The organism is Demequina soli, from assembly GCF_000971195.1.
GTDB lineage: Bacteria > Actinomycetota > Actinomycetes > Actinomycetales > Demequinaceae > Demequina > Demequina soli.
In genome coordinates this window covers 202,039-227,137 of the sequence record NZ_BBLZ01000002.1, presented here as the reverse complement: position 1 = coordinate 227,137, position 25,099 = coordinate 202,039, and the positions used below count along the sequence as shown (strand labels likewise).

Sequence of the window (25,099 nt, the reverse complement as noted above, 5' to 3'; positions counted from 1 at the left end):
TGACCCCATCACCCATCCATCCCACGAGGGGGATCCACCATGACCACCACCGTCACCATCGCCGCGTCCATGCGCGGCGGCACCAAGGACTACGGCTCGGGCGAGGCGACCGTGCGCGCGCTCGACGGCCTGGACGTCGACATCGCGCAGTCGGAGTTCACCGCGATCATGGGGCCGTCCGGCTCCGGCAAGTCGACGCTGCTGCACACCCTCGCGGGCCTCGACCGGCTCACCGCGGGCGAGTCGTACATCGGCGAGACGCGCATCACGGGCCTGTCCGAGGACAAGATCACGCAGGTGCGCCGCGACAAGATCGGCTTCGTCTTCCAGGCGTTCAACCTCATCCCGTCGCTCTCCGCGAAGGAGAACATCACGCTGCCGCTCGACATCTCCGGCCGCGACATCGACCCGGCCTGGTTCGACGAGATCATCGGCATCCTGGGCCTTGCCGACCGCCTCACCCACCTGCCCGCGGAGCTCTCCGGCGGGCAGCAGCAGCGCGTCGCGGTCGCGCGCGCTCTCGTGTCGCGTCCCGAGCTGATCTTCGCCGACGAGCCGTCCGGCAACCTCGACTCGCGCTCGGGCGCCGAGCTGCTCGGCTTCATGCGCCGCGCGGTCAAGGAGTTCGGCCAGACCATCGTGATGGTCACCCACGACCCGACCGCGGCCTCGTACTCCGACCGCGTCCTGTTCCTCGCGGACGGCCGGATCGTCGACGAGATGCGCGAGCCCACCGCGGAGCTGGTGCTGGACCGCATGAAGCAGATGGGGCACTGATGTTCCGGCTCGCAGTCAAGTCCGTCAGGCACAATCCCAAGCGGATGGTGCTGACCGCGATCGCGGTCGCGCTCGGCGTGGCGCTGGCGTCCACGACGTTCACCCTCACCAACGCCCTCTCGGGCGGCTTCCACCAGCTGTTCTCCGAGATCTACGCGGGCACCGACGTCATCGTCGAGCCCGCCCCGTCCTCGACCGATGCCCAGGGCGGCGACCAGTTCGCCGCGCCCGAGGCGCTCCTCACCCCCGCCGACCTGGCCGCCGTGAAGGCCGTCGACGGCGTGAAGACCGCGGTCGGGACCATCCAGGTCAGCGGCGCGGTGCTGCCGAAGGACTTCAAGCCGACCGGCGAGATCACCACCGGCGGCGGCGCGCCCAGCCAGCTGTTCAACTGGGCGGGCGACCCGAAGCTCGACCAGTCGACGCTCGTGGAGGGGCACGCGCCCGAGTCCGACGACCAGATCGTCCTCGACCTCGACTCGGCGCCCCGCCTGGGCTACGCGATCGGCGACACCGTCACCGTCGCGACCGACTCGGGCGTGGCGGAGCTGACGCTCGTAGGCCTCGTCAGGTTCGGCGAGACCAACTCGCTGCAGGGTGCGACGCTCGGCTACATGACGGAGGCCGAGGCCGCGAAGCTCGCGGGCTCCGACAACTACCAGTCCATCAACGTGGTCACCGCGGACGGCGCGGACAAGGAGAAGGTCGCCGAGGCGATCTCCCAGGTCATCCCCGACGGCACGCGCGCCATCACCGGCGAGGCCAAGGCCGCGGAGCAGGCGAAGCAGTTCGACGACCTTCTCCAGTACGTCGACATCTTCGCGATCGCGTTCGCGCTCATCGCGCTCTTCGTCGGCGCCTACATCATCGTCAACACGTTCCGCATCATCGTGACCCAGCGCACCCGCGAGTTCGGGCTGCTGCGCGCGATCGGCGTGAGCGGCCGCCAGCTGCGCACCATGATCCTGCTCGAGGCGCTCGTGATCGCGGTGGTCGCGTCGACCATCGGCATCGCGCTGGGCTACCTCGCGGCGCTCGGCCTGTCCGCGCTCGTCGAGCTGGGCTCGGGCAACATCTTCGGGACCGTGACGCTGCCGATCGACGCGCTCGTGTGGGGCTACTCGCTCGGCGCGCTCGTCACGCTCGTCGCGGCGCTCATGCCGGCGATCCACGCGTCGACCATCTCGCCGATGGAGGCGCTGCGCGAGTCCGCGACGGAGTCCAAGAAGCCGCTGAGCCGGCGCAACATCGTCGGCGGCGCGCTCACGCTGCTCGGCGTCCTCGCGATCGTGGTCGGCCTCTACATGTCGGTGGCCAAGCCGTACGTGTTCGTCGGTGCGGGCGCCATGGTCCTCATCATCGGCGTGACGCTGCTCGCGGCGCAGGTGCTCGTCCCGCTCGCATACGGCCTCAAGGCGTTCCTGGTGCGGGTGTTCCGCGTCGACGGCAAGCTCGCAGCCAACAACATCCGCCGTGAGCCGCGCCGCAGCGCCAACACGGCGGCGGCGCTCATGATCGGCGTGATGCTGCTCGCGCTGGTCGCGACGTTCACGCAGTCGCTCAAGGCCGTGGTGACCGACCAGTTCCAGGGCAGCGCGGCGGACTTCTTCGTGGTCTCGACGCAGGGCCCGATCCCGTCCGGCGCGATCGACGTGATCCGCGACCAGCCGGGCGTCGGCGTGGTCTCCACCATCGCGGCCGGCACCGTCACCATCGACGGCCAGGCGCGCAGCCTCGCCGCCCTCGACCCCGCGGTCGCCGAGCAGGCCTTCGACTACAAGACCGACCCGGCGCTGTCCCAGATGGACGGCGGCGTCTTCGTCGACCCGACGCTGACCGACCTCGGCGTCAAGGTCGGCGATGAGCTCACGATGAAGGGCCCGGAGGGCTCCGTGACGGTGCCGGTGACCGGCCGGTACCTCAACTCGGGCGACGCGAACGTCTTCGTGGACGAGCGCACGGCCGAGAAGCTGCTCGGTCCGCTCGAGTACGTCCAGGCGATGGTGGTGCTCGACAAGGGCGTGGACCCCGTGCAGGCGCAGCAGCAGATCGTCGACGCGCTCGCGACGGACTACCCGCTGGTCTCGCTCTCGTCGCCCGGCCAGCTCGCGCAGTTCGCCAACCAGTTCATCGACCTGCTGCTCGGCGTCATCTCCGCGATGCTCGGCGCCGCCCTCATCATCGCGGTGCTCGGCGTGGCCAACACGCTGCTGCTGTCGGTGACGGAGCGCACCCGCGAGATCGGGCTGCTGCGCGCGGTCGGCGTGCGACGCCGGTCGGTGCGCCGGATGATCCGCATCGAGTCGCTCGTCATGGCGATCTTCGGCACCATCCTCGGGATGATCCTGGGCGTGGGGCTCGGCGTCGCGCTCGTCAAGGCGCTCGCGGAGTTCGGGTTCACGTCCGTGGCGATCCCATGGGGCTGGCTCGCGTTCTACATGGTCGCGGCCGCGGTCGCCGGCGTGCTGGCCGCGTGGTGGCCCGCCCGCCGCGCGTCGAAGCTCGACATCCTGCAGGCCATCGCGTTCGACGGCTGAGCACGGGACGATGCGCGCGGCCCCGGGGGTTCCGACCCCCGGGGCCGTTCTCGTCCCCGGCCAGGCCGGCGGACCGCCGACCGCGAAGACCGCCGACCGTCCCCCACACGCCGACCGGATGTGAACGTGCACCCGCTGCAGGTCATGGTGCTCATGTCGGGAAATGCGACGCGGAATGCATTCCGCGTGTGGGGGACGGTCCCGGCGCGGACGCGGGGGGCGCGCGGCGCGGGCGCCGCGCGGGCCTAGATCTCGACGCCGACCGTGACCGGCTCGGGCACGAGCACGATGCCGAAGCGCGCGTGGACGCCGTCGCGCACGGCACGGGCGAGCGCCACCACGTCGGCGGCCGTCGCCTCTCCCCGGTTCGTCAGCGCGAGGGTGTGCTTGGTCGACAGGGACGCCCGCGCATCGTCCACCACCGCATACCCGCGTGCGAAGCCTGCGTGCTCGATGAGCCACGCCGCGGACGTCTTCACGAGCCCGTCCGCCGCGGGGTAGCGCGGGGCGCCGTCGGGCACGTGGTCCTCGGGCACGATCGGGTTGGTGAAGAAGGAGCCGGCGGACCACGTGTCGTGGTCGGCGGGGTCGAGCACCATGCCCTTGGACGCGCGCAGCGCGAGGACCGCCTCGCGCACCTCCGTGATGGGCACGCGCGCGCCGAGCTCGACGCCGAGCGCCGTCGCGAGCTGCTGGTAGCGCACCGGCGCCGACAGGCTCGCCATCCGCGTGTGGAAGGTGACGGCCATGACCACGTAGCGCGGGGTCGGCCCCCACGTCCCGTGCGTCATGGTGCGCTTGAGCATCGAGTCGCGGTAGCCGAACTCGGCCTTGACCAGGGGCAGGGTCTTCACGGCGCCGGCCTCGCGGTCCCACGTGCGCACCGAGGCGACGATGTCCTTGACCTCGGCGCCGTAGGCGCCGACGTTCTGCACGGGCGTCGCGCCGGTCGAGCCGGGGATGCCCGACAGCGCCTCGAAGCCGCTCCACTCGGACGCCACGGCCTGCGCGACGAGCGCGTCCCAGGGCGTGCCCGCGGTCGCGGTGATCGACAGGCCGCCGCACGCGCCGTCGTTGACCAGGCCCACGTCCTCGCGGGTGTCGCGCACGACCACGCCGTCGAAGCCCGCGTCCGCCACCAGCAGGTTCGAGCCGCCGCCCACCACGAGCACCGGCGTGCCGTCCGCGTCCGCCGACCGGACCGCGTCGATGAGATCGGCCTCGCTCCCGGCCACGCGCAGCTCGCGCGCGGGGCCGCCGACGCGCAGGGTCGTGAGGGAGGCGAGGTTCATGGGCTCAGGGTATCGGGGGCGCCGCGACGCTCCGCCTCGGTGGGGACGCCCTCCTCGGGCAGCGCCTGGACGGGCTCGACGCCGTCCGCCACCACCGCGGCCGCAGCGTCGCGCGACGCCTCGTCCTCGATCACCTGGGCGCGCGTGCGACGCGCGACGGCCGCGCGCGAGCGGAACAGCGGGCCCTGCGACCGGACGGCGCGCGCCAGCAGGAAGGACACGACCGCGGCGGGCACGGTGACGAGCAGCGCCTTGCGCAGCTCGACGATGTCGCCCAGGTGGCCGATCACCTGCGGCATCACGAGGCCCGCGATGGTCGAGAAGGAGGACACCGCGGCCACGCGGGACGCGGCCCGGTCGGGGTCGTCGGACGCGGCCGAGAAGCCGATGGGCACGCCCAGCGCGGCGCCGAGGCCCCACAGCACCATGCCGAACGGGACCAGCCATAGCCCGGGGGCGAAGGCGAACAGCGCCACGCCGACGGCGACGAGCACGGCCGAGACCCGCAGCGTCACCACGCGCCCGAGGCGTCCGATCACGGCGGCGCCGGACCAGCGCAGGGTCACCATCGCGACCACGAACACCCAGTAGAGGAGGTCGCCCACGGCCTCCGGCTGGCCGAAGCCCTCGACCACCGCGAGCGAGGCCCACTGCGACGCGGCCCCCTCGATGGTCGACGCGCTGAACACGATCACGCCGATGAGCACCACGCGGCGGTCGCGGTACTCGTCGCGCGCGGCGGCGAACGGGCCGCCCAGGCCGGGGCGCGCATCGTCCGGGCGCGGACGCCCGTCCATCACGGCCGCCGGCACCACGGCGAGGCGCGCCGCGGTGAGCGCGACGCCGACCGCCGCGAAGTGCCACACGGGCGCGATGCCGAGGTGCGAGATCCACGCCCCGAGCGCGAGACCCATCGCGAGGCCCACGGAGAACGCCGCGTGGAACTGCGGCAGGACGGCGCGGCCCATCGCGCGCTCGACGGTGGCGGCCTCGGCGTTCATGCTCACGTTCGTGATCGCGAAGCCGACCGACACCAGGAACGATGCGGCGGCGAACCATGCCTGCGAGCCCCATGCGGTCGCGGCGCCGAGCAGCACGATCGCGGCGAGGAAGCCGTACGACGACCACCACAGCAGCGCGCGGGTGCCGAACCGCGCGACGAGCCACCCGGTGACGAGCAGCGCGCACAGGGCGCCGAGCGCCCCGAACAGCAGGAGGCGCGCGAGCCCGCCCGTCGTGACGTCGAGGAGCGCCGTGATGGTGGGGTAGCGCGACACCTGGGTCGCCATGAACATGCCCATGATCCAGAAGAGCGCGAGGACGCCGCGGCGTGCGGACGCGACGCGGGCGGGATCGTGTGTCATGGGCCCCTCGGCGGGACGGGTGCAGGGGCGCGGGCCGCTGCACGGGCGGTCGTCGGGGCGGCGCTACCCTGAGGTCTGACCGAGCCGAGGGAGAGCCGCGTGACGCGCACACGCCGACCGACGATGGCCGACGTCGCCGCGAGGGCGGGCGTGTCGCTGTCCACTGTATCCCTGACCTACTCGGGTGCCGGACCGCTGTCCGCGGAGACCCGGGCCAAGGTCGAGCGGGCCGCGGAGGAGCTCGGTTACGCCGGTCCCGCGCCGCACGCGCGGGCGCTGCGCTCGGGCCGCACCGGCGTGGTCGGCGTGGTCATCCACGAGCGGCTCCAGCTGTCGTTCCGCGACCCGCTGATGCTGCGCATCATGGACGGGCTCGTGGGAGACCTCGGGCAGGCGGGGCTGGGCGTGCTGCTCATCCCGACCCCGACCGGCGAGCCGGGCGAGCGGTCGCTCCTCGAGACGGCGGCGATGGACGCTGCCGTGCTCCTGCGTGTGCGCGACCACGACGACGAGCCCGCGATCGACATCGCGCGCCGTCGCGGGCTGCCGATCGTGGTGATGGAGGGCGAGGCGCCCGCGGGCGCGGGTCGCCTCGAGATCGACGACCGCGGCGCGACGGCCGAGCTCGTGCGCCACCTCGTCGACCTGGGCCACACCCGCATCGGCACGGTCACGCTGCCGTCGGGCCTGGACGGTGAGACGCGCGTCCTGCCCCTCGCCGAGGCGCTCGCGCAGACGGCGTGGACCCCGGTGCACCGGCGCCTCGAGGCGTTCGCCGACGCGGGCGTCGAGCCGTGCGTCGTGGTCGAGGCGCGCGCGTCGATCGCGGCCGAGGGCATCGCCGCCGCGCATCTCGCGTTGGCCGCCGAGCCGCGGCCGACCGCGCTCGTGTGCCAGTCCGACCTGCTCGCCGCGGGCGCGATCCTCGCCGCCCGGGAGCTGGGCATCCAGGTGCCGCAGCAGCTGTCGATCACCGGCTTCGACGGCATCGAGCTGCCGTGGATCACGCCGCACGAGCTCACCACGCAGGTGCAGGACGCGGAGGCCAAGGGCCACGCGCTGGCGGCGGAGGTCGCGGCGCTTCTGCGCGGCGAGTCGCCCGAGCCTGTGGTGATGCCGCTCGAGCTGCGGGTCGGCTCGACGACGGCCCGCGCCCCGCGCGATTCGCAATGACAGATGTGACGCGAGTGCACTCGCGTCACATCTGTCATTGGTAGTCGTCCCGAGGCGTCAGGCGGACGGGGTCAGCCGATCACGTTCATGATCGGGCCCATCGCGAAGTACACGACGAATGCGCCGGCGGTCACCCACATGAGGGGGTGGACCCGCTTGGCGGCGCCGGTGACGACCTGCAGCACGACGTACGAGATGAAGCCCGCGCCGATGCCCACCGAGATCGAGTAGCCGAACGGCATGAGGATGAACGTGAGGAACGCGGGGATCGCGATCCGGTAGTCCTTCCAGTCGATGCCGGACACCTGAGCGACCATGAGGAAGCCGACGACCACGAGCACGGGGGTCGCGGCCTCGAACGGCACCATGTCGTAGAGCGGCGTGAGGAACGTCGACAGCAGGAACGCGATGCCGGTGACCACCGACGCGAGGCCGGTGCGCGCGCCGTCGCCGACGCCCGCGGCGGACTCGATGTAGGTGGTGTTCGACGACACGGAGCCGAGGCCGCCGCCGACCGCGCCGAGCGAGTCGACGAGCAGGATCTGCTGCGAGCGCGGCGGGTTGCCGTCCTCGTCGTTGAGGCCGGCCTCGGCGCCGACCGCCGTCATGGTGCCCATGGTGTCGAAGAAGTCGGCCATGAGCAGCGAGAAGACGATCAGCAGCGCGGTGACGAACGGCAGCGTGGTGAAGCCGCCGAAGAGGTCGACCTGGCCGATGAGCGAGAAGTCCGGCAGCGACGCGAACGAGGACGGCGCCTGCGGGATGACGAGGGCCCAGTCGTTGGCGACGGCCGGGTCGGCGCCCAGGCTCAGGACCGACTGGATGAGGAACGCGGTCGCGGTCGCGACGGCGATGGAGATGAGCAGCGCGCCGCGCACCTTCTTCACCATGAGGATGACAGCGGTGAACAGGCCGACGACGAACACGACCATCGGCCACGAGCCGATGTAGCCGCCGATTCCGAACTCCGTCGGGGTCGCGCCCGACGCGGGGATGCGGACCATGCCGGAGTCGAACAGGCCGATGAACGCGAGGAACAGGCCGATGCCGACGGCGATCGCCTGCTTGAGGAACGGCGGAACGGCCGCGAAGACGGCCTTCCGGAAGCCGGTCATCACGAGGACGGTGATGATGATGCCCTCGATCACCACGAAGCCCATGGCCTGCTGCCAGGTCATGCCGTCGCGGGTCGCGATGCCGTACGCGACGAACGCGTTGAGGCCGAGCCCGGTCGCGAGCGCCAGCGGGAAGCGCGCCCACACGCCCATGAGGATGGTGAGCACGCCGGCGATGAGCGCGGTGGCGGCCGCGACGAGCGCGGTGTTGGGCTCGGTGCCGCCGCCGAGGTAGTGACCGGTGCTGTCCGGCACCGTGCCGATGATGATCGGGTTCAGCACGACGATGTAGGCCATCGTGAAGAAGGTGGTGAGTCCGCCGCGGATCTCGCGGCCGATCGTCGAGCCACGCTTGGTGATCTCGAAGTAGGAGTCGAGGCGGCCGGCGAAGCCGGTCCGCTCCTCGGTGGTGGCGCTCATGTGCCCTCTCTGACGCAGGGGAGAGCGCACGCCTCAGCGAACGCTCTCCGGGGGAAGGTGCGACCCCGTGAAAGCGACGCTAACGCCGTTGCGCATCGTGCGCACGACGGGATCTCGCGAGCGTCACCCTACCCGCAGTCGGGAACCGTGCGTGACCACCGGTCGTTCACCCGGGAACGATGCGAAACCCGCCCGGGCGCGGGCGCGGCGCGTCCGCCCTGCTACGCGCAGGCGACGACGGCCTGGGCCTTGCCCAGCACCTTCGCGCCGTCGTGCTCGACGGTGACGTTGACGCGCGCGGTGCGGGCGTCCGCGTCGAGCGCGCCGACCGTCGCGGTGAACGTCACGGTGGCGTCGCCGAGCGCGGGCACCGGGACCGGCCGCGTGAAGCGCGTCTGCAGGTCCCACACGTTGCCCGGGCCGGCCCACTCCTCGACCACGGATGCCGCGACGCCCATGGTGAGCATGCCGTGAGCGATGACGCCGGGCAGCCCGACGGACTCCGCGAACGCGTCGTTGTAGTGGATCGGGTTGAAGTCGCCGGACGCGCCGGCGTAGCGCACGAGGGCGTCGCGGGACACCGCGACCTCGCGCTCCGCCACCACCTGGCCGACCTCGAGGCCCGCGAAGGCGGGGCCGTTCTCGCTGCTCATCAGGCCTCCTCGCGCACCGCGAGGGTGCTGATGACGGTGGAGACGGGGGCGCCGTCCTCGTCGCTGAGCTCGGTGCGGGTGGTCACCATGGAGATGCCCGCGCGCTGCTTGATCGCGTCGATGTGCACGGTCGCCGTGATGAGGTCGCCGGCGACGATGGGCCGGTGGTGCGTGAACCGCTCGTCGGCGTGCACCACGCGCGAGAAGTCGACGCCGACCTCGGGGTCGACCACCACGTGGAACTCCGCCTGCTGCGCGATCAGCACCGCGAACGTGGTCGGGGCGACCACGTCGCCGTAGCCCTCGGCGCGCGCGGCCTCCTCGCTGCGGTGGGCGAAGGAGCGGGCGTCGACCGCATCGGCGAACTCGCGGATCTTGATCCGGGTCACCTCGTACGGCTCGTGCGGGCCGTACGACCGGCCCACGGCATCGATGTTCACTGGCACGGTGCCACCCTACCCAGGAACGGCGTGCCCCCGCGCGGAGGCGGTCCAGGGACGATGCGGCGGCCGGGCGGGCGTCCGCGTCACGGCCGCGCGTACTCGACGAGCACCCCGCGGTGGTCGGTGCGGGGCACGATGACCGTCGCGAGCGCCGAGGCGCGCAGCCCGAGGTCGCGGGCGAGCACGTGGTCGATCGCGACCAGGGGCAGGTCGAGGCGGCTGGTGGAGCCGTACATGCCCGGCCACTCGGGGTAGGTCGCCTGGAAGCCCGCGCCGGCCTCGTCCGCGGCGTCGACGAACCCCATGCCCTCGAGGTCGCGGAACGCGCGGTGGTCGCGGGTCGTGTTGAGGTCGCCCATGAGCAGCATGGGCCCGGTCTCGCGCTCGAGGAGGCCCGTGAGCGCGACGAGGTCCTGATCCCACAGCTCGTGGTCGCGGAACCCGGGCGACTCGGGGTGGGCGACGACGACGGTGAGGGCGCCGACCGGCGTGTCCACCTCGGCCCGCACGGTGGTCGCGGACAGCCCGGGAAGCGTCTCGGCGGAGGTGATCGGGTAGCGCGACCACAGGCCGGTGCCGTACTTGAAGTCGTCGGGGTAGGCGGCGCTGTACGGGAGCAGATCGTCGAGCCCCGCGGCCGCGAGCGCGGGGTGGATGGACGGCGTCAGCTCGGTGACGGACAGCATGTCGAGGTCGCTGTCGCGCACCAGCGCGACCACGGCGTCGGCGTCGGCGCTGCCGTTGGCGAGGCTCAGCTGGCCGACGCGCAGGACGGGCTCCCCGACCGTGGGCGACGCGACGAACAGCGGCGCCATCCACGCGACGCACAGGCCGGCGACGGCGACCGCCGCCGCGAGGAGCACCCAGGCGCGCCCGACGAGCGCCAGCACGACCGGGACGAACGCCAGCAGCGTGACCCACGGCATGAGCGACACGAGGATCGCGAGCGGGCCGGCCTCCCACCCCGTCAGCCGCGCGGCCACCGGCACGAGCACCGCGGCGAGCGCCAGCGCCGCGCCGATGCGCGCGAGGACCGTGAGGACCCGGACGGCGGCGCGGGACGCGGACGGGACGGAGCCGACCCGCGCATCGTCCCCCGGCTCCCCCATGCAGGGAGTCTGTCACGCGGCGGCGCGGACCGGCAGGGGCATCGTCCCGGTCACCCGCGCGCGTAGGTCGCGATGAGGGCACGGTGGTCGGAGCCGGGGATCACCACGGCCTCGACGGACGTGGCGACGAGGCCCGCGTCGCGGGTGACGACGTGGTCGAGCGCGACGAGCGTCGGGGGCGTGCGGTCCTGCGGGAAGGTCGGCACGAGGCCGTCACCGGCATCGTCCGCCGCGTCGGTGAAGCCGCGTGCCTCGAGATCGCGGAACGCGCGATGGTCGCGCGTCGCGTTGAGGTCCCCGGCCGCGATCACGGGGCCGTCGATGGCGTCGAGCACGTCGGAGAGCCGCGCCCACTCGTCGGACCAGGAACGATGCACGAGCAGCTGGGGAGCCGCCGGGTGCAGCGCGAGGACGGTCGTCGGTCCGTCGGGGAGCGCCACGACGGCGCGGATCTGCCGGAACGTGTAGCCGTCGAGGCCCTCCCACGAGGCGATCGGGTAGCGCGACCACAGGCCCGTCCCCCGCCAGATCGCGTCCGGCTGCGCGGCCGCGTACGGCAGCTCCTCCTCGAGCCCCGCCGCGACCAGGGCGTCGGCGGCCTCCGGGGTGAGCTCCTGCAGCGACAGCACGTCGACCTCGCGGTCCCGGACCATCGCGACCACGGCGTCGGCGTCCCCGTGGCCGGTGAGCAGGTTCGCGGTCGCGACGGTGAGCACCGTGGGCCCGGACGCCTCCGCTGCCACGTAGAGCGGCGCGGTCCACGCCGCGCACAGCGCCGCGGTCGCGACGGCGGCGCCGGCGAGCACCCAGGCGCGCGCGAGCAGCGCGAGCGCGAGCGGGACCAGCGCGCCGATCACGATCCACGGCACGAGCGGCACCGCGTACGCGAGCGGCCCCCGCTCCCACCCGGTCAGACGCACCCCGACCGGGACGAGCAGCCCCGCGAGCGCGACCCAGCCCGCGACGGCGGCGATCCGACGCCCGCGCGAGGATCCCGCGCGCTCGGCGCCCGTCGCATCGTCCATGGGCCGGAGCCTGTCACACCCGCCCGCGGGAACGACGAAGGCCCGCCGCCCCTGAGGGGCGACGGGCCTTCGTGAAGCTTGTGCTTAGCGCGTCTCGCGGTGCGCGGTGTGCTTGCCGCACTTCCGGCAGAACTTGGAGAGCTCCACGCGGTCGGGCGTGTTGCGGCGGTTCTTGCGCGTGATGTAGTTGCGGTCCTTGCACTCGGTGCACGCGAGCGTGATCTTCGGACGAACGTCGTTCTTAGCCATGGTGGTCTCTCCCAGCCTTGTGGTGACGCGCCTTGCGAAGGCGCATGACGCAGGCGAACCGCCTGCATCCGTAGCGAGGGCGGGGCTCGAACCCGCGACCTCACGATTATGAGTCGTGCGCTCTAACCAGCTGAGCTACCCCGCCGCGTGCCGCCTTGCGGCGGCGATCCATCGTACATGACGACGGACGTGGAGCCCCGACAGGGAATCGAACCCTGGACCTTCTCCTTACCATGGAGACGCTCTGCCGACTGAGCTATCGGGGCTGGCCGGAATAGGTTACACGCATCTCTCGGCAAAAGTGAAATCGGCACCGAACGCCCAGGCAGATGGGCTTTTCAGGGCACGATGCGGGGGTGCGGGCCGGGCGTCGCCGGGGCTGTCGGCGGGGGCGCCTAGAGTGGCGCGCATGAACGGGTCGCTCAGCGCCGCCGAGGCGCGGCGGATCCACCTGGCCGCGCAGTCCCTCGCGCGCCGCCGCCCGGCCGGCCGGCCGGGTCCCGCGCGCTTCCGCGACTACCTCGAGCACCAGGGCGTGCTGCAGCTCGACTCGGTCAACGTCCTGGCCCGCGCGCACCACCTGCCGCTGTACTCGCGCTTCGGGCCTTACGACCGCGACCGGTTCGACCGCTGGCTGTGGTCCGGCGAGCACGCGTTCGAGCACTGGGGTCACGAGGCGTCGGTGATGCCCCGCGACCTGCTGCCCGCGATGCACCACCGCATGAGCGAGCACGCGTCCTGGCAGGGACGCCACCACGCGCGCCTCGAGCGCGAGCGTCCCGGCCTGATCGAGGAGGTGCGCGCCGGGGTGATGGCGAGCGGCCCGCTCACCGCCGCGACCCTCGAGCACCTCGCGCCCCGCGAGGGCGCGCGCGGCACCTGGTGGGACACGTCGCACGTCAAGGATGCGCTCGAGTACCTGTTCATCACGGGCGAGGTCGCGGCCTCGCGCGGCCCCCACTTCACGCGGACGTACGACTCCCCCGAGCGCGCGTGGGGCCTGCCGGGTGCCGCGGGCGCGGGCTGGGGGATCCCGACGGCCGAGGCCCACCAGCGCCTGTTCGACCACGCGCTCGCCGCCACCGGGATCGGCACGCCTGCGGACGTCGCGGACCACTTCCGGCTCGCGCGGTCCGCGCGCGACGGCGACCACCGCAAGGGCCCCGCCGCGGGCGCCGCCGCCTGGGCCGCCTCCGCGGTCGAGCGCGGGCTCGCCGCCTGGGTCGACGTGGAGGGCTGGCGCGAGCCGGCGCTGCTCGCCGCCGGCGCGGTCGACCCGGGCCGGGCGACCGCATCGTCCCTGCTCAGCCCGTTCGACCCGGTCTGCTGGTACCGGCCGCGCCTGCTGCGGATGTTCGGCGTCGACTACCGGATCGAGATCTACACGCCGGCGCCCAAGCGCGTGTTCGGTTACTACTGCCTGCTGTTCCTCCTGGGCGACCGGTTCGAGGCGCGCGTGGACCTCAAGGCGCTGCGCAAGGAGGGCGCATTGGCGGTGGAGGCGACGTGGCGCGAGCCCGGCCGGGTGCCCGGGGCGCGCCGGAGGGACGATGCGACGGTGGCGACGGCCCTCGCGGCGGAGCTGCGGCTCATGGCCGGGTGGCTCGGGCTCGCCCAGATCCGCGTCGCGCCGCGGGGCGACCTCGCGCCCGCGCTGGCCGTCGCGGTGTCCGCGCCTTAGGCGGAGCCGGACGGTCCGTCGGTTGCGCCCACCGCGCCCGGCCCGGAACCATGGACGGATGGACCATCAGCAGATGCAGCAGGCCGCCAAGAACCACCTGTGGATGCACTTCACCGAGCACTCCCGGTACGCCGAGGCCGACGTCCCCATCATCGTGCGCGGCGAGGGCGCGTACATCTACGACGCGAAGGGCAAGCGCTACCTCGACGGCCTCGCGGGACTGTTCGTCAACCAGCTCGGCCACGGGCGCGCCGACCTCGCGGAGACCGCCGCGCAGCAGGCGCGCGAGCTCGCGTTCCACCCGCTGTGGTCGTACGCGACGCCGCCGGCGATCGAGCTCGCCGAGCGCCTCGCGACGCTCGCGCCGGGCGACCTCAACCGCGTGTTCTTCACCAGCGGCGGCGGCGACTCCGTCGAGTCCGCGTGGAAGCTCGCGAAGAACTACTTCAAGCTGGTCGGCAAGCCCACCAAGCACAAGGTGATCAGCCGCGCCGTCGCCTATCACGGCACCCCGCACGGCGCCCTGTCCATCACGGGTCTGCCGGGGCTCAAGGCCCAGTTCGAGCCGTTGGTGCCGTCGACGTTCCGCGTGCCCAACACCAACCTCTACCGGGCCGAGGAGATCACGCTGGGCCTCATGGACGGCTCCGACGCCGAGGCGTTCGGGCGTTGGGCCGCCGACCAGATCGAGGTCGCGATCCTCAACGAGGGCGCCGACACCGTCGCGGCGGTGTTCCTCGAGCCGGTCCAGAACGCCGGCGGCTGCTTCCCGCCGCCGCCCGGCTACTGGCAGCGCGTGCGCGAGATCTGCGACCGGCACGACGTGCTGCTGGTGTCCGACGAGACGATCTGCGCGTACGGGCGCCTGGGCGAGATGTTCGGCGCGACGCGCTTCGACTACGTGCCCGACATCATCACCTCGGCGAAGGGCCTCACGTCGGGCTACGCCCCGATGGGCGCGATGATCGCCTCCGACCGGCTCATGGCGCCGTTCCTCGAGAGCGGCCAGATGTTCGCGCACGGCTACACGTTCGGCGGCCACCCGGTGGCGGCGGCGGTCGCGCTCAAGAACCTCGAGATCTTCGAGACCGAGGGCGTGCTCGAGCACGTCCGCGACAACGCCGGCGCGTTCCGTGCGACCCTCGACCGCCTGCTCGACCTGCCCATGGTCGGCGACGTGCGTGGCGACGGGTTCTTCTACGGCATCGAGCTCGTCAAGGACAAGGCCACCAAGGAGAGCCTGACCGCCGAGGAGTGCGAGCGGGTGCTCCACGGCTTCGTCTCCCCCGCGCTGTACGAGGCCGGCCTGTACTGCCGCGCCGACGACCGCGGCGACCCGGTCATCCAGCTCTCGCCGCCGCTCACGATCGGCCAGGCCGAGTTCGACGAGATGGAGTCGATCCTCCGCGACGTGATCGCGAGGGCGTACGCGCTGCTCTGACTGCCAATGACAAATGTGACGGGTGGGACCGCGATGCGGTCCCACCCGTCACATTTGTCATTGCGATTCGTTCAGCGGGCAGCGATCGCCTTCCGGCGCCGGCGCGCACCCACCTCGCCGAGGATGACGGCGGCGAGCGCCACGAGGAACATCACGGTGCCGATCACGTTGACCTGCATCGGCACGCCGCGCTGCGCGGCGCCCCACACGAACATCGGGAACGTCACCGTCTGACCCGAGTTGAGGTTCGTGATGATGAAGTCGTCGAACGACAGCGAGAACGCGAGCAGCGCGGCCGACAGGATGCCGGGGAACACGAGCGGGAAGGTGACCTTCCAGAACGTCTGCCACTCGGTCGCGTAGAGGTCCATGGCCGCCTGCTCGAGGGTGCCGTCAAGGCCCGCGAGGCGGGACTTCACCGTGATCACCACGAACGAGATGCAGAACATGATGTGCGCGATGAGGATCGTGACGAAGCCGAGGTGGCCGCCCAGGCCCGCCGCGACGAACAGCGCGAGGAGCGAGGAGCCCATCACGATCTCGGGGGTCGCCATCGGCAGGAACAGCACGAGGTTCATCAGGCTGCGGCCCGCGAACTTGTGCCGCACGAGGCCGAACGCCGCGAAGGTGCCGATGAGCGTCGCGAAGAACGTCGCGAGGAGGCCGATCTCGATGCTCGTGACGAGCGACGAGCACATGCCCTCCGGCGCGCAGGGGTGCAGCCAGTTGTTCCACGTGAACTTCTGGAACGCGTAGAGGTTGCGCGCGCCGCTCGAGTCGTTGAAGGACATGACCGCGACGATCATGTTGGGGATGTACATGTAGAGCAGCACGAGGATGCCGCCCGCGAGGACCAGGTGGCTGCCGATCCAGCGTCCGATGCGCGTCATCAGAGCAGCTCCTCCGTTCCGGCCCGGCGCACGTACACCAGGACCATCGTGATGATGATCACCATGAGCGACACCGACAGGGCGCCAGCGACCGCGTAGTCGCCCTGCGTGGTGAACAGGCTCTGGATCACGTTGCCGACCATGCGCTCGTTCGGGCTGCCGAGGAGCGACGCGTTGATGTAGTCGCCGGTGGCCGGGATGAACGTCAGCAGCGTGCCGCCCACGACGCCCGGCAGGGACAGCGGCCAGGTGACCTTCCAGAACCGCGTGAACGGGTTGGAGTACAGGTCGGCGGCCGCCTCGTTGAGCTTCGGGTCGATCTTCTCGAGGCTCGTGTACAGCGGCAGGATCATGAACGGCAGGAAGTTGTAGGTGAGACCCGCGATCACGGCGACCGGGGTCGCGAGGAGGCGACCCTCGGGGCCCAGGATGTGGATCGCCTGGAGCGTGTTCACCACCCAGCCGTTGTCCGCCAGGATCAGCTTCCACGACAGGGTGCGGATGAGGAAGCTCGTGAAGAACGGCGCCACGACGAGCACCAGCATCACGGTCTTCCAGCGGCCCGCCTTGAACGCGATCGCGTACGACAGCAGGTAGCCGAGGACCAGGCAGAACAGCGTGGCCAGCGCGCCGTACCAGAACGAGCGCAGCATCACGCCGCCGTACTCGGACAGCGCGGTCCAGAAGTTCGCGAAGTGCCACGTCATGTCGTAGCCGGTGAGCACGGAGCCCTCCGGGTCGTACAGCGACGTCGCGAGCAGCGAGTAGAACGGGACGACGAAGAAGATCGCCAGCCAGACGGCCGCCGGCAGGATCAGGAGATAGCCGGTGCGCTTGCGTGCGGTGGCGATCACGCTAGTCCTCCTCGACGATGCCCGCGTCGGCGTCCTGGGACGCGTCGAGCAGGAACGCGAACTCGGGGCGCCACGACACGTCGACCTGGGTGCCGACGGGGATCAGCCCGCCGCGGCGACCGGTGTTCTGCTCGAAGCAGATGATCTCCTGGCCCCACGGCATGCGGACCGTGTAGTCGGTCGAGACGCCCAGGTAGCTGGCGTCCGTCACGACGCCGCCCGAGATGGAGCTGCCGGGGGCGTCGATCGCGGTGCCGGCCGGCTGGATGAGGACCTTCTCGGGGCGGATGCCGAGCCAGCCGTCCTTCGAGTCCGTGTGGACCTTCGACGCCTTGATCGTGGCGATGGTGCCGTGCATGTCGACCTTGACCACCGCATCGTCCCCCGCGCCCTCGCGGCCCACGACGGTGCCCTTGATGAGGTTGGAGCGCCCGAGGAAGTTCGCCACGAAGGTGGTGTGCGGGTTGGTGTAGAGGTCGTACGGCGAGCCCATCTGCTCGATCACGCCCTGGTTCATCACCGCGACGGTGTCGGCCATCGACATGGCCTCCTCCTGGTCGTGGGTGACGTGGACGAACGTGATGCCGACCTCCTCCTGGATGCGCTTGAGCTCGACCTGCATCGCGCGACGCAGCTTGAGGTCGAGCGCGCCGAGCGGCTCGTCCAGGAGCAGCACCTCGGGGCGGTTGACGATCGCGCGGGCCAGCGCGACGCGCTGCTGCTGGCCGCCGGACAGCTGCGTGGGCAGCTTGGCCGCCTGCTCGGCCAGCTCGGTGAGCTCGAGGATCGCCTTGACCTGGGCGCGCGAGTCGGCGACCTTGCGGCGCTTGAGGCCGAACTCGACGTTCTCCGCGATGCTGAGGTGCGGGAACAGGGCGTAGTTCTGGAAGACCGTGTTGACCGGGCGCTTGTACGGCTTCGCGTGGGTGATGTCCGCGTCGCCGATGGTGATCGAGCCGGCCGTCGGGGTCTCGAGGCCGGCGACCATGCGCAGCGTGGTGGTCTTGCCGCAGCCCGACGGGCCGAGCAGCGCGAAGAAGGATCCCTGCGGGACCACCAGGTCGAGGTCGTGCACGGCGGTGAAGCCGTTGGGGTAGGTCTTCTGGAGCCCGCTGAGGCGCAGGTCGCGCCCGGTCCCGCTAGACACCTGTGACATCAGAGAAGGCTCCTTCGTAGTCGCGGATCTGGTACTCCTCGAGCGCCATGAACCCGTGGGTCGACGCGAGGTACTCCTTGGTGGGGAAGATGAGGGGGTTGTCGACCAGCGTGGGGTCGATCTTCTCCATCTCCTGCTGCGCGCCCTCGACCGGGCAGACGTACCAGACGTACGCGGCGAGCAGGGCCGCGATCTTGGGGTCGTAGTACCAGTCGATCCAGCGCTCGGCGTTGCGCTGATGCTGCGCGAGGTTCGGGACGATCATGTTGTCCGACCAGACCATCATCCCCTCGTCCGGCGGCAGGAAGACGAGGTTCTCGTCGCCGGCCGCGGCGACGTCGCCGGACCACGCGACGCACGCCGCGATGTTGCCGGCCGCGAGGTCGTTGATGTACTCGTTGCCGGTGAAGGCGCGGATCTGGCCGTCGGCACGCGCCTTGCGCAGCTTGTCGAGGGCCTTGTTCCACTGGTCGTCGGTGAAGTTCGACGGGTCGGCGCCGTCCGACAGGAGCATCAGGCCCATGGTGTCGCGCATCTCGGTCAGCATCGTGACGCGGCCCTTGAGGTCGGAGCGCGTGAGCAGCTCGTCCATCGTGCGGACCTCGCCGACGAGCGACTTGTTGTAGGCGATGCCGGAGAAGCCGGTCTGCCACGGCGCCGAGTACTCGCGCTTCGGGTCCCAGCCCACGCCCTGGAGCGAGGAGATGAGGTTCTTGTCGAGGTTGGGCACGTTGGCCTTGTCGAGCTTCTGGATCCAGCCCATGTTGATCATGCGGGCCGCCATCCAGTCGGTCAGCACGAACATGTCGCGGCCGGTCGACTGGCAGGCGCCGAGCTGGTTGACCACCTTGGAGAAGAACTCGATGTTGTCGTTGACGTCCGGGACGTACTTGACCTTGATGCCGTAGTGCTCCTCGAACAGCGTGAGCGTCGACTTGTAGCCGTCGTCGTCCGCGTCGATGTACTCCGGCCAGTTCGAGATGATGAACCGCTTGTCGGTGTCCGAGATGTCGGGAGCGACGCACGACAGCGGGTCCTGCTGGCGTCCGGGCGTCGAGAACAACGGGAGCGTGGCGAGGCTCGCCGCGCCGATCGCGCCTCCCATGAGCATGTTGCGCCGGCTCACGCCGGCGCGGGGGACTGACGGATCCGCCACAGTCGCCTCCTCAGGTCACGGCGCCCCATGGCGCGTCGATGACCGTGATAGTGGCATCCCCCCTGGGGTTCAACAAGGGGTGAACAACGGGTTGACGCAGGTTATCGGCCGCTTTGCCCGGAGAATTTACGCGCACGAAACGACTTGTCCGGGCGGGCGTATTGCCACCATGTTTCGGGCGTGGTCCTCGTCACACTGGAACCATGCATCGACCCTCCCCCCAGGCCGCCCCCACGGACCCCTCGGCGCGGGCCCGCGCCTACGCGTCGGTGTCCCTCTGGCTCGACACGGCGGACGACGACCTGGTCGCGACCGATGCGCTCGACGGGGACCGCGAGGTCGACGTCGCCATCGTCGGTGCGGGCTTCACGGGGCTGTGGACCGCGTACTACCTCGCGGCGGCGCGCCCGGATCTGCGCATCGCGATCGTCGAGGCCGAGATCGCCGGCTTCGGCGCCTCAGGACGCAACGGCGGCTGGGCGTCGGCGCTGTTCCCCAGCTCCCTCGCGACCCTCGCCCGCGGCGCCGACCGGGACGCGGCCCTGCGCCAGCACGCGGCCATGCGCGCCTCCGTCGACGAGGTGATCCGCGTCGCCGCGGCCGAGGGCATCGACGCCCGCCTGGCCAAGGGCGGCACCGTGACCCTCGCCCGCACCGCCACCCAGCTCGCCCGCGCCCGCGACGAGGTCGCCGAGGCCCGCACGTGGGGCCGCGGCGAGGACGAGCTCGCGCTGCTCGACGCCGACCAGGCCCGCGCGCACCTCGCCGCGGAGGGCGTGCTCGGCGGCACCTACACCCCCGACTGCGCCGCGGTGCACCCCGGCCGCCTCGTGCGGGGGCTCGTGCGCGCCGTCCGTGAGCGCGGGGTGAGGGTCCACGAGCTGACCGCCGCGACGCGCATCGTCCCCCATCGCGTCGAGACGGACCGCGGCACCCTCACCGCCGCGCACGTCATCCGCGCGACCGAGGGCTACACCGCGGGCCTGCCCGGTCACGCCCGTGACGTGGTGCCCGTGCACTCCCTCATCATCGCGACGGCGCCGCTGCCCGCCGCGATGTGGGACGCGATCGGGCTGCGCCGCCGCGAGACGTTCACCGACGGACGCCACCTCATCATCTATGGGCAGCGCACCGCCGACGACCGCATCGTCTTCGGGGGCCGCGGCGCGCCCTACCGCCTCGGCTCCTCGACCCGCCTCGACGCCTCGAGCGCCGCCGCCGCGCACCGCGCGCTCCACGAGACGCTCGTGGGCATGCTGCCCGTGCTGCGCGACGTCGAGATCACGCACCGGTGGGGCGGCGCGCTCGGGATCGCGCGCGACTGGCACGCGTCGGTGGGGCTCGACCCCGTGACGGGGCTCGGGTGGGCCGGCGGCTACGTCGGCGACGGCGTCACCACCACCAACCTCGCGGGCCGCACGCTGCGCGACCTGGTGCTCGGCGACGCCACCGACCTCACGAGCCTGCCGTGGGTGGGCCACCGCTCGCGCCGGTGGGAGCCGGAGCCGGTCCGCTGGCTCGGGGTCAACGCGGGCCTGCGCGCGATGTCGGTGGCCGACGCGGAGGAGCGGATCACGGGCCGCGACAGCGTCGCCGCGCGCGTGATGGCGCCGTTCATGGGCGGGCACTGACCGCCCGCGTCCGCGCCGCCCAGCAGGGACGATGCGCGCGGCCAGGACGCGCTCGCCGCGCCCGGGCACCCCATCCACGATAGTTTCGGCCGTATCGGTCGCGCCGACGGCGGCACGGCGTCAGAGTGGAACTCGAAGGGCCCGCACGGGCGCGGCCCGCGATTGGAGACGAACGTGAGCGAGCCCTCCTCCCCCAACGAGCAACGCCTCCACCGCAGGGTGGTGGCGATCTCCATCGGCGCCGCTCTCGGCGGCTTCCTGTTCGGCTTCGACTCGTCCGTCATCAACGGCGCCGTCGACTCCATCCAGGGCAAGTTCGCGCTCTCGGACGCGTTCACGGGCTTCGCGGTCGCGGCGGCGCTGCTCGGCTGCGCGGTCGGCGCGTGGTTCGCGGGCACCATCGCCAACCGCTACGGACGCATCCGCGTGATGGTGCTGTCCGCGCTGCTCTTCCTCATCTCCGCCTTCGGGTCCGGCCTCGCCTTCGGCGTGTGGGACCTCATCCTGTGGCGCGTGATCGGCGGCCTCGCGATCGGCGCCGCGTCCGTGATCGCGCCCGCGTACATCGCGGAGGTCGCGCCGTCGAGCTTCCGCGGCCGGCTCGGATCGCTCCAGCAGATGGCGATCGTGCTGGGCATCTTCGCCGCCCTCCTGAGCGACCAGCTGCTCGCGCTGTGGGCGGACGGCGCGGACCAGGAGCTGTGGCTCGGGCTCGAGGCGTGGCGCTGGATGTTCCTCGTCGCCGCGATCCCCGCGGTCATCTACGGCATGGCGGCGCTGCGGCTGCCCGAGTCGCCCCGCTACCTGGTGAGCAAGCACCACGACGACGAGGCCGCCGAGGTGCTCGAGCAGTACACCGGCATGACCGACGCGTCCGCGAAGATCGCCGAGATCCGCGAGTCGATGGGCCAGGACGAGGAGCGCTCCCTCAAGGACCTCCGGGGCCACGCGCTCGGCCTGCACCCCATCGTGTGGACGGGCATCCTGCTGTCGGTGTTCCAGCAGTTCGTGGGCATCAACGTGATCTTCTACTACTCGACCACGCTGTGGAAGTCGGTCGGCTTCGACGAGGACCAGGCCTTCCTCACCTCCACCATCACGTCGGTCACCAACATCGTCGTGACGATCATCGCGATCGCGCTCGTCGACCGCATCGGCCGCCGCCTGCTGCTGCTCATCGGCTCGGCGGGCATGACCGTCGCGCTGGGGCTCATGGCGGTCGCGTTCGCCAACGCGACCGTCAACGACGCGGGCGACGCGACCCTCACCGGCGCCTGGGGGACCATCGCGCTCATCGCCGCCAACGCCTTCGTCGTGTTCTTCGGCGCCACATGGGGGCCCGTGGTGTGGGTGCTGCTCGGTGAGATGTTCCCCAACAACATCCGCGCCACCGCCCTCGCCGTGGCCGCGGCCGCGCAGTGGCTGGCCAACTGGTTCATCACGGTGACGTTCCCGGGCTTCGCCTCGATCGGGCTGACGTTCGCGTACGGCTTCTACGCGTCGATGGCGCTGCTGTCGCTGCTGTTCGTGTACTTCCGGGTGCCGGAGACCAAGGGCATGGAGCTCGAGGCGATGGACGCTGACGTCAAGGTGCACCGCGGGCAGTTCGTGCGGGAGTCGATGTAGCGCGCGGCCCGATGCGGCGCGGCCCGCGCGGGCCTGTCCCGTCAACTTTGAGAATCCACCCCGGAGACCACGCTCGTTTCGCGGGTGGATCCTCACAGTTGCGGCGTGACCGACGGCGGCATGACGCGGAAGAGCCCCTCCCGAAGGAGGGGCTCTTCCGCTTCTTGTGGCAGGTGAGGGATTCGAACCCCCGAAGTCAGTGACGGCTGATTTACAGTCAGCTCCCTTTGGCCGCTCGGGCAACCTGCCGATGCACCGCAACGCGGCGCGCATGGAAGGATAGCAACGATCGGGCCCCGGGCGCTAATCCGCGCCCCGGGGCCGCAATTCGCACCCGACAGCGCCGCCACCGCGGCGCATCCGAGGAGGAGACATGGCAGGCGACAGCAGCTTCGACGTGGTGTCCAAGGTGGACCGCCAGGAGGTCGACAACGCCCTCAACCAGGCCCACAAGGAGATCGCGCAGCGCTACGACTTCAAGGGCGTGGGCGCCTCGATCGAGTTCTCGGGCGAGGACGTCCTCATGAAGGCGAACAGCCCCGAGCGCGTCAAGGCCGTGCTCGACGTGTTCATCTCCAAGCTGGCCAAGCGCAACATCGAGATGAAGGCCCTCGAGTGGGGCGAGCCCGTGCCGTCCGGCAAGGAGTTCCGCCTGGTCGCGAAGGTCAAGGAGGGCATCGCGCAGGACGTCGCGAAGAAGCTCACCAAGCTGGTGCGCGACGAGGGCCCCAAGTCCGTCAAGGCGCTCATCCAGGGCGACGAGCTGCGCGTGACCTCGAAGTCCCGCGACGACCTCCAGGCGACGATCGCGCTGCTCAAGGGCGCGGACGTCGACGCGGCGCTGCAGTTCGTCAACTTCCGCTGATCGGCGCCGCGTGGTGGGGCCGCCCGTCAGGTCCGCGGACGGGCGGCTCACCCAGGCCGCACGGCTCACCCGATCGCGGCGACGGCGGCCTCGACGCGGGAGCTCATCACGGCCACGGAGTGCGTGTCCGCACCGTGGGCTGCGGCGCAGCGCGGCAGGGACGCCATGACCGGTCGCAGTCGATCGAGGAACGCTCCCGCGGCTGATGGCTTGACGCCGAACAGGCCGAGCGCGTCCTTCGTCATGAGCGAGTCGAGCGCGAGCTCGCGGGTGCCCATCAGCGCCAGCTGGTGAGCGTTCCCGTCGCCGAGCGGCTCCGGGTTCACGTCGAAGGCGGGCGCGAGCTCCCACGCCGTTGCGCGGCGCAGGAAGCCGTGGTTGCGGAGGTGGTCGTCGAGGTTGCCGACGAGAGCCCCGAACACGGCCCGGCGCCACAGCTCGGTCGTATCGGCTCCGGCGACCTGGGCGAAGTCGACGACGTCGACCCAGTCGCCGCCGTCGCCATCGTTCGCCTCCAGTGCCGTCATGGCAGAGATGTAGGGCACGCGGACTCCGTCAGCCGTGCGGTCGAATCGCCTCAGGAACAGCACGGTGCGCTCGACGCCGTCGACGCTGACCCGCTTGGTCGTGTGCGGCGGGACGTCGATCCCGGCCGACGCCATCGTGTCGAGCAGCGCGGCCTCCCACGCCATCACGTTCCAGTCGTCTCCCACCGGCTTGGGAAACTTCGCCAACCAGAGGTCGGCGCCGATCCTCACGTTCGCCTTGGGCCGTGCTCCGCCCAGCGAGCCGGTCGCCCGGAACAGGCGTCGCACGGCGACCTCGTCGATGTCCGTCTCGCCGCGCTCGATCTGGTCGGCGACGCGGATGATGTCCGCCAGATCGGCCTCGACGGGCACGCCATCGCCGGCAGCCATCGCAACTCCGTCACCCCAGAAACGCGTAGCCCCTTGGCGCCCCTCATCATTGACGCCGAGCATCAGCGTCAACTCGTCGAGGCGGCGGCCGGCCGCACGATTCTGAACCTTGCGCCCCCAGGTGTCCGGCGCGGAGTCGCTGAACGGGTTGCTCGGCAGCAGCGGCTGGGCACCCGGGAACAGCCCGAGCGCCGGGGCAAGAGCGAACGCGGCGCGCAGGCGCAGGTAGCCCGAGTCGTATTCGAAAGAGCCGGCGGTCCGGGTGCGGTAGATGCGGCCCGCGAGCACCTCTTCGCGCCCGACGACCGTGGTCACCTCGTAGACGTCAGCCATCGCGGCGCACGCGCACGCGATCGGGGAGCTTCTCGTCGACCATCAGTCGGCCGCGCTCGGTGGCGAACGGATCGGTCGCCGCGACCACGGTGTCCATGAGCCCCAGGACACGCATCACACGCAGGGCGATCTCCAGGGACGTGCCCTCACCGTTCTCGAGCTTGCTGATCGTCGGGGGCGTCGTGCCCGCGCGCTCGGCCACCATCTTGGCCGTCAGGCCAAGCAGCTTGCGCTGGTTCGCAAGGTTCTGCCCGATGGTGCGCAGGGAGCGCCTGACCGGGATCGGAGTCATCGACATGCAAGCAAGTTTACATCGCCGATTCTTGATGTAAAAGGCTTTGAGATGAACTTTTCTTCATGCTAATGGCACGACGCCCATCTCACAGCACGCG

General features: G+C 71.3%; 22 protein-coding genes and 3 tRNA genes. 8 read left to right on the top strand and 17 right to left on the bottom strand.

What is annotated here, in order from left to right; all coding sequences use genetic code 11:
• The first annotated feature begins 39 nt into the window (after nt 1-39).
• Together AOM04_RS04460 and AOM04_RS04455 are read left to right on the top strand one after the other, a co-directional pair.
• Complete coding sequence (locus AOM04_RS04460; protein WP_062462951.1) at nt 40-777, top strand: ABC transporter ATP-binding protein; 738 nt, start codon at nt 40-42, stop codon at nt 775-777.
• On the top strand, nt 777-3,314 hold the full coding sequence (locus AOM04_RS04455; protein ID WP_082104378.1) for an ABC transporter permease: 2,538 nt from the start codon (nt 777-779) through the stop codon (nt 3,312-3,314). The genes AOM04_RS04460 and AOM04_RS04455 overlap by 1 nt, the downstream gene beginning before the upstream one ends.
• Before the next feature lie 245 nt (nt 3,315-3,559).
• Here AOM04_RS04455 and AOM04_RS04450 read toward each other — a convergent pair whose 3' ends face one another.
• Nucleotides 3,560-4,606: a UDP-N-acetylmuramate dehydrogenase gene (locus AOM04_RS04450; RefSeq protein ID WP_062462945.1), complete on the bottom strand. Its 1,047-nt coding sequence runs from the start codon at nt 4,604-4,606 to the stop codon at nt 3,560-3,562.
• Complete coding sequence (locus tag AOM04_RS04445; RefSeq protein WP_062462943.1) at nt 4,603-5,970, bottom strand: MFS transporter; 1,368 nt, start codon at nt 5,968-5,970, stop codon at nt 4,603-4,605. The genes AOM04_RS04450 and AOM04_RS04445 overlap by 4 nt, the downstream gene beginning before the upstream one ends.
• 99 nt (nt 5,971-6,069) lie before the next feature.
• Between AOM04_RS04445 and AOM04_RS04440 the strand changes: the two genes are divergently transcribed.
• Nucleotides 6,070-7,143, top strand: a complete 1,074-nt coding sequence (locus AOM04_RS04440) for a LacI family DNA-binding transcriptional regulator (protein ID WP_228373612.1) — start codon at nt 6,070-6,072, stop codon at nt 7,141-7,143.
• 71 nt (nt 7,144-7,214) lie between these two features.
• On the opposite strand, the gene AOM04_RS04435 is transcribed toward AOM04_RS04440, so the two are convergent.
• From AOM04_RS04435 to AOM04_RS04400, 8 genes are all read right to left on the bottom strand, one after another.
• Nucleotides 7,215-8,678, bottom strand: coding sequence for an NCS2 family permease (locus AOM04_RS04435; RefSeq protein WP_062462937.1), 1,464 nt, complete (start codon nt 8,676-8,678; stop codon nt 7,215-7,217).
• A gap of 221 nt (nt 8,679-8,899) precedes the next feature.
• Nucleotides 8,900-9,331, bottom strand: a complete 432-nt coding sequence (locus AOM04_RS04430) for a MaoC/PaaZ C-terminal domain-containing protein (protein WP_062462934.1) — start codon at nt 9,329-9,331, stop codon at nt 8,900-8,902.
• Nucleotides 9,331-9,777 (bottom strand): FAS1-like dehydratase domain-containing protein, encoded by a 447-nt coding sequence (locus AOM04_RS04425; RefSeq protein WP_062462931.1) that lies wholly within the window; start codon nt 9,775-9,777, stop codon nt 9,331-9,333. The genes AOM04_RS04430 and AOM04_RS04425 overlap by 1 nt, the downstream gene beginning before the upstream one ends.
• An 80-nt stretch (nt 9,778-9,857) precedes the next feature.
• Nucleotides 9,858-10,883: an endonuclease/exonuclease/phosphatase family protein gene (locus tag AOM04_RS04420; protein ID WP_062462928.1), complete on the bottom strand. Its 1,026-nt coding sequence runs from the start codon at nt 10,881-10,883 to the stop codon at nt 9,858-9,860.
• A gap of 50 nt (nt 10,884-10,933) precedes the next feature.
• Nucleotides 10,934-11,908 carry an endonuclease/exonuclease/phosphatase family protein gene (locus AOM04_RS04415; protein WP_062462924.1) on the bottom strand — a complete coding sequence of 325 codons (975 nt, stop codon included), beginning with the start codon at nt 11,906-11,908 and terminating at the stop codon, nt 10,934-10,936.
• An 84-nt stretch (nt 11,909-11,992) separates the two neighbouring features.
• Nucleotides 11,993-12,157: a 50S ribosomal protein L33 gene (rpmG, locus tag AOM04_RS04410; protein WP_062462921.1), complete on the bottom strand. Its 165-nt coding sequence runs from the start codon at nt 12,155-12,157 to the stop codon at nt 11,993-11,995.
• Nucleotides 12,158-12,228: 71 nt separating this feature from the next.
• Nucleotides 12,229-12,302, bottom strand: a tRNA-Met gene (locus AOM04_RS04405).
• 45 nt (nt 12,303-12,347) lie between these two features.
• Nucleotides 12,348-12,423: transfer RNA gene (locus AOM04_RS04400), tRNA-Thr, on the bottom strand.
• A gap of 143 nt (nt 12,424-12,566) precedes the next feature.
• Between AOM04_RS04400 and AOM04_RS04395 the strand changes: the two genes are divergently transcribed.
• Together AOM04_RS04395 and AOM04_RS04390 are read left to right on the top strand one after the other, a co-directional pair.
• Nucleotides 12,567-13,838, top strand: coding sequence for a winged helix-turn-helix domain-containing protein (locus AOM04_RS04395; RefSeq protein ID WP_062462918.1), 1,272 nt, complete (start codon nt 12,567-12,569; stop codon nt 13,836-13,838).
• A 58-nt stretch (nt 13,839-13,896) separates the two neighbouring features.
• On the top strand, nt 13,897-15,279 hold the full coding sequence (locus AOM04_RS04390; protein ID WP_062462915.1) for an aspartate aminotransferase family protein: 1,383 nt from the start codon (nt 13,897-13,899) through the stop codon (nt 15,277-15,279).
• 71 nt (nt 15,280-15,350) lie between these two features.
• Here AOM04_RS04390 and AOM04_RS04385 read toward each other — a convergent pair whose 3' ends face one another.
• The 4 genes from AOM04_RS04385 to AOM04_RS04370 are packed head-to-tail and all read right to left on the bottom strand — an operon-like array spanning nt 15,351 to nt 19,335.
• On the bottom strand, nt 15,351-16,169 hold the full coding sequence (locus AOM04_RS04385) for an ABC transporter permease (RefSeq protein WP_062462912.1): 819 nt from the start codon (nt 16,167-16,169) through the stop codon (nt 15,351-15,353).
• Nucleotides 16,169-17,023, bottom strand: a complete 855-nt coding sequence (locus AOM04_RS04380) for an ABC transporter permease (RefSeq protein WP_062462909.1) — start codon at nt 17,021-17,023, stop codon at nt 16,169-16,171. Before AOM04_RS04380 ends, AOM04_RS04385 begins: the two co-directional genes overlap by 1 nt.
• Nucleotide 17,024: 1 nt before the next feature.
• Nucleotides 17,025-18,179: an ABC transporter ATP-binding protein gene (locus AOM04_RS04375; RefSeq protein WP_062462906.1), complete on the bottom strand. Its 1,155-nt coding sequence runs from the start codon at nt 18,177-18,179 to the stop codon at nt 17,025-17,027.
• Nucleotides 18,163-19,335: a polyamine ABC transporter substrate-binding protein gene (locus tag AOM04_RS04370; RefSeq protein ID WP_228373611.1), complete on the bottom strand. Its 1,173-nt coding sequence runs from the start codon at nt 19,333-19,335 to the stop codon at nt 18,163-18,165. The genes AOM04_RS04375 and AOM04_RS04370 overlap by 17 nt, the downstream gene beginning before the upstream one ends.
• Nucleotides 19,336-19,538: 203 nt before the next feature.
• Between AOM04_RS04370 and AOM04_RS04365 the strand changes: the two genes are divergently transcribed.
• On the top strand, nt 19,539-20,966 hold the full coding sequence (locus AOM04_RS04365) for an NAD(P)/FAD-dependent oxidoreductase (RefSeq protein WP_082104377.1): 1,428 nt from the start codon (nt 19,539-19,541) through the stop codon (nt 20,964-20,966).
• Between the two features lie 174 nt (nt 20,967-21,140).
• The gene (locus AOM04_RS04360; protein ID WP_228373610.1) at nt 21,141-22,592 is read left to right on the top strand and encodes a sugar porter family MFS transporter; all 1,452 of its coding nucleotides are present in this window, start codon (nt 21,141-21,143) and stop codon (nt 22,590-22,592) included.
• A gap of 167 nt (nt 22,593-22,759) precedes the next feature.
• Here AOM04_RS04360 and AOM04_RS04355 read toward each other — a convergent pair.
• Nucleotides 22,760-22,841, bottom strand: a tRNA-Tyr gene (locus AOM04_RS04355).
• 124 nt (nt 22,842-22,965) lie between these two features.
• Here AOM04_RS04355 and AOM04_RS04350 point away from each other — a divergent pair.
• Nucleotides 22,966-23,457 carry a YajQ family cyclic di-GMP-binding protein gene (locus AOM04_RS04350; protein WP_062462897.1) on the top strand — a complete coding sequence of 164 codons (492 nt, stop codon included), beginning with the start codon at nt 22,966-22,968 and terminating at the stop codon, nt 23,455-23,457.
• Between the two features lie 65 nt (nt 23,458-23,522).
• Here the strand turns inward: AOM04_RS04350 and AOM04_RS04345 are convergent, their stop codons facing one another.
• Nucleotides 23,523-24,707: a type II toxin-antitoxin system HipA family toxin gene (locus AOM04_RS04345; RefSeq protein ID WP_062462895.1), complete on the bottom strand. Its 1,185-nt coding sequence runs from the start codon at nt 24,705-24,707 to the stop codon at nt 23,523-23,525.
• Nucleotides 24,700-25,005, bottom strand: coding sequence for a helix-turn-helix domain-containing protein (locus tag AOM04_RS04340; protein WP_062462892.1), 306 nt, complete (start codon nt 25,003-25,005; stop codon nt 24,700-24,702). The genes AOM04_RS04345 and AOM04_RS04340 overlap by 8 nt, the downstream gene beginning before the upstream one ends.
• Between the last annotated feature and the right edge of the window lie 94 nt (nt 25,006-25,099).

What these genes read in the sequence shown, in the direction of transcription:
- AOM04_RS04390 (WP_062462915.1), top strand. Translation starts at nt 13,897, where the DNA reads ATGGACCATCAGCAGATGCAGCAGGCCGCCAAGAACCACCTGTGGATG.
- AOM04_RS04435 (WP_062462937.1), bottom strand. Translation starts at nt 8,678, where the DNA reads ATGAGCGCCACCACCGAGGAGCGGACCGGCTTCGCCGGCCGCCTCGAC.
- AOM04_RS04450 (WP_062462945.1), bottom strand. Translation starts at nt 4,606, where the DNA reads ATGAACCTCGCCTCCCTCACGACCCTGCGCGTCGGCGGCCCCGCGCGC.
- AOM04_RS04385 (WP_062462912.1), bottom strand. Translation starts at nt 16,169, where the DNA reads ATGACGCGCATCGGACGCTGGATCGGCAGCCACCTGGTCCTCGCGGGC.
- AOM04_RS04455 (WP_082104378.1), top strand. Translation starts at nt 777, where the DNA reads ATGTTCCGGCTCGCAGTCAAGTCCGTCAGGCACAATCCCAAGCGGATG.
- AOM04_RS04415 (WP_062462924.1), bottom strand. Translation starts at nt 11,908, where the DNA reads ATGGACGATGCGACGGGCGCCGAGCGCGCGGGATCCTCGCGCGGGCGT.
- AOM04_RS04375 (WP_062462906.1), bottom strand. Translation starts at nt 18,179, where the DNA reads ATGTCACAGGTGTCTAGCGGGACCGGGCGCGACCTGCGCCTCAGCGGG.
- AOM04_RS04395 (WP_062462918.1), top strand. Translation starts at nt 12,567, where the DNA reads ATGAACGGGTCGCTCAGCGCCGCCGAGGCGCGGCGGATCCACCTGGCC.
- AOM04_RS04460 (WP_062462951.1), top strand. Translation starts at nt 40, where the DNA reads ATGACCACCACCGTCACCATCGCCGCGTCCATGCGCGGCGGCACCAAG.
- AOM04_RS04445 (WP_062462943.1), bottom strand. Translation starts at nt 5,970, where the DNA reads ATGACACACGATCCCGCCCGCGTCGCGTCCGCACGCCGCGGCGTCCTC.
- AOM04_RS04365 (WP_082104377.1), top strand. Translation starts at nt 19,539, where the DNA reads ATGCATCGACCCTCCCCCCAGGCCGCCCCCACGGACCCCTCGGCGCGG.
- AOM04_RS04430 (WP_062462934.1), bottom strand. Translation starts at nt 9,331, where the DNA reads ATGAGCAGCGAGAACGGCCCCGCCTTCGCGGGCCTCGAGGTCGGCCAG.
- rpmG (WP_062462921.1), bottom strand. Translation starts at nt 12,157, where the DNA reads ATGGCTAAGAACGACGTTCGTCCGAAGATCACGCTCGCGTGCACCGAG.
- AOM04_RS04340 (WP_062462892.1), bottom strand. Translation starts at nt 25,005, where the DNA reads ATGTCGATGACTCCGATCCCGGTCAGGCGCTCCCTGCGCACCATCGGG.
- AOM04_RS04345 (WP_062462895.1), bottom strand. Translation starts at nt 24,707, where the DNA reads ATGGCTGACGTCTACGAGGTGACCACGGTCGTCGGGCGCGAAGAGGTG.
- AOM04_RS04350 (WP_062462897.1), top strand. Translation starts at nt 22,966, where the DNA reads ATGGCAGGCGACAGCAGCTTCGACGTGGTGTCCAAGGTGGACCGCCAG.
- AOM04_RS04420 (WP_062462928.1), bottom strand. Translation starts at nt 10,883, where the DNA reads ATGGGGGAGCCGGGGGACGATGCGCGGGTCGGCTCCGTCCCGTCCGCG.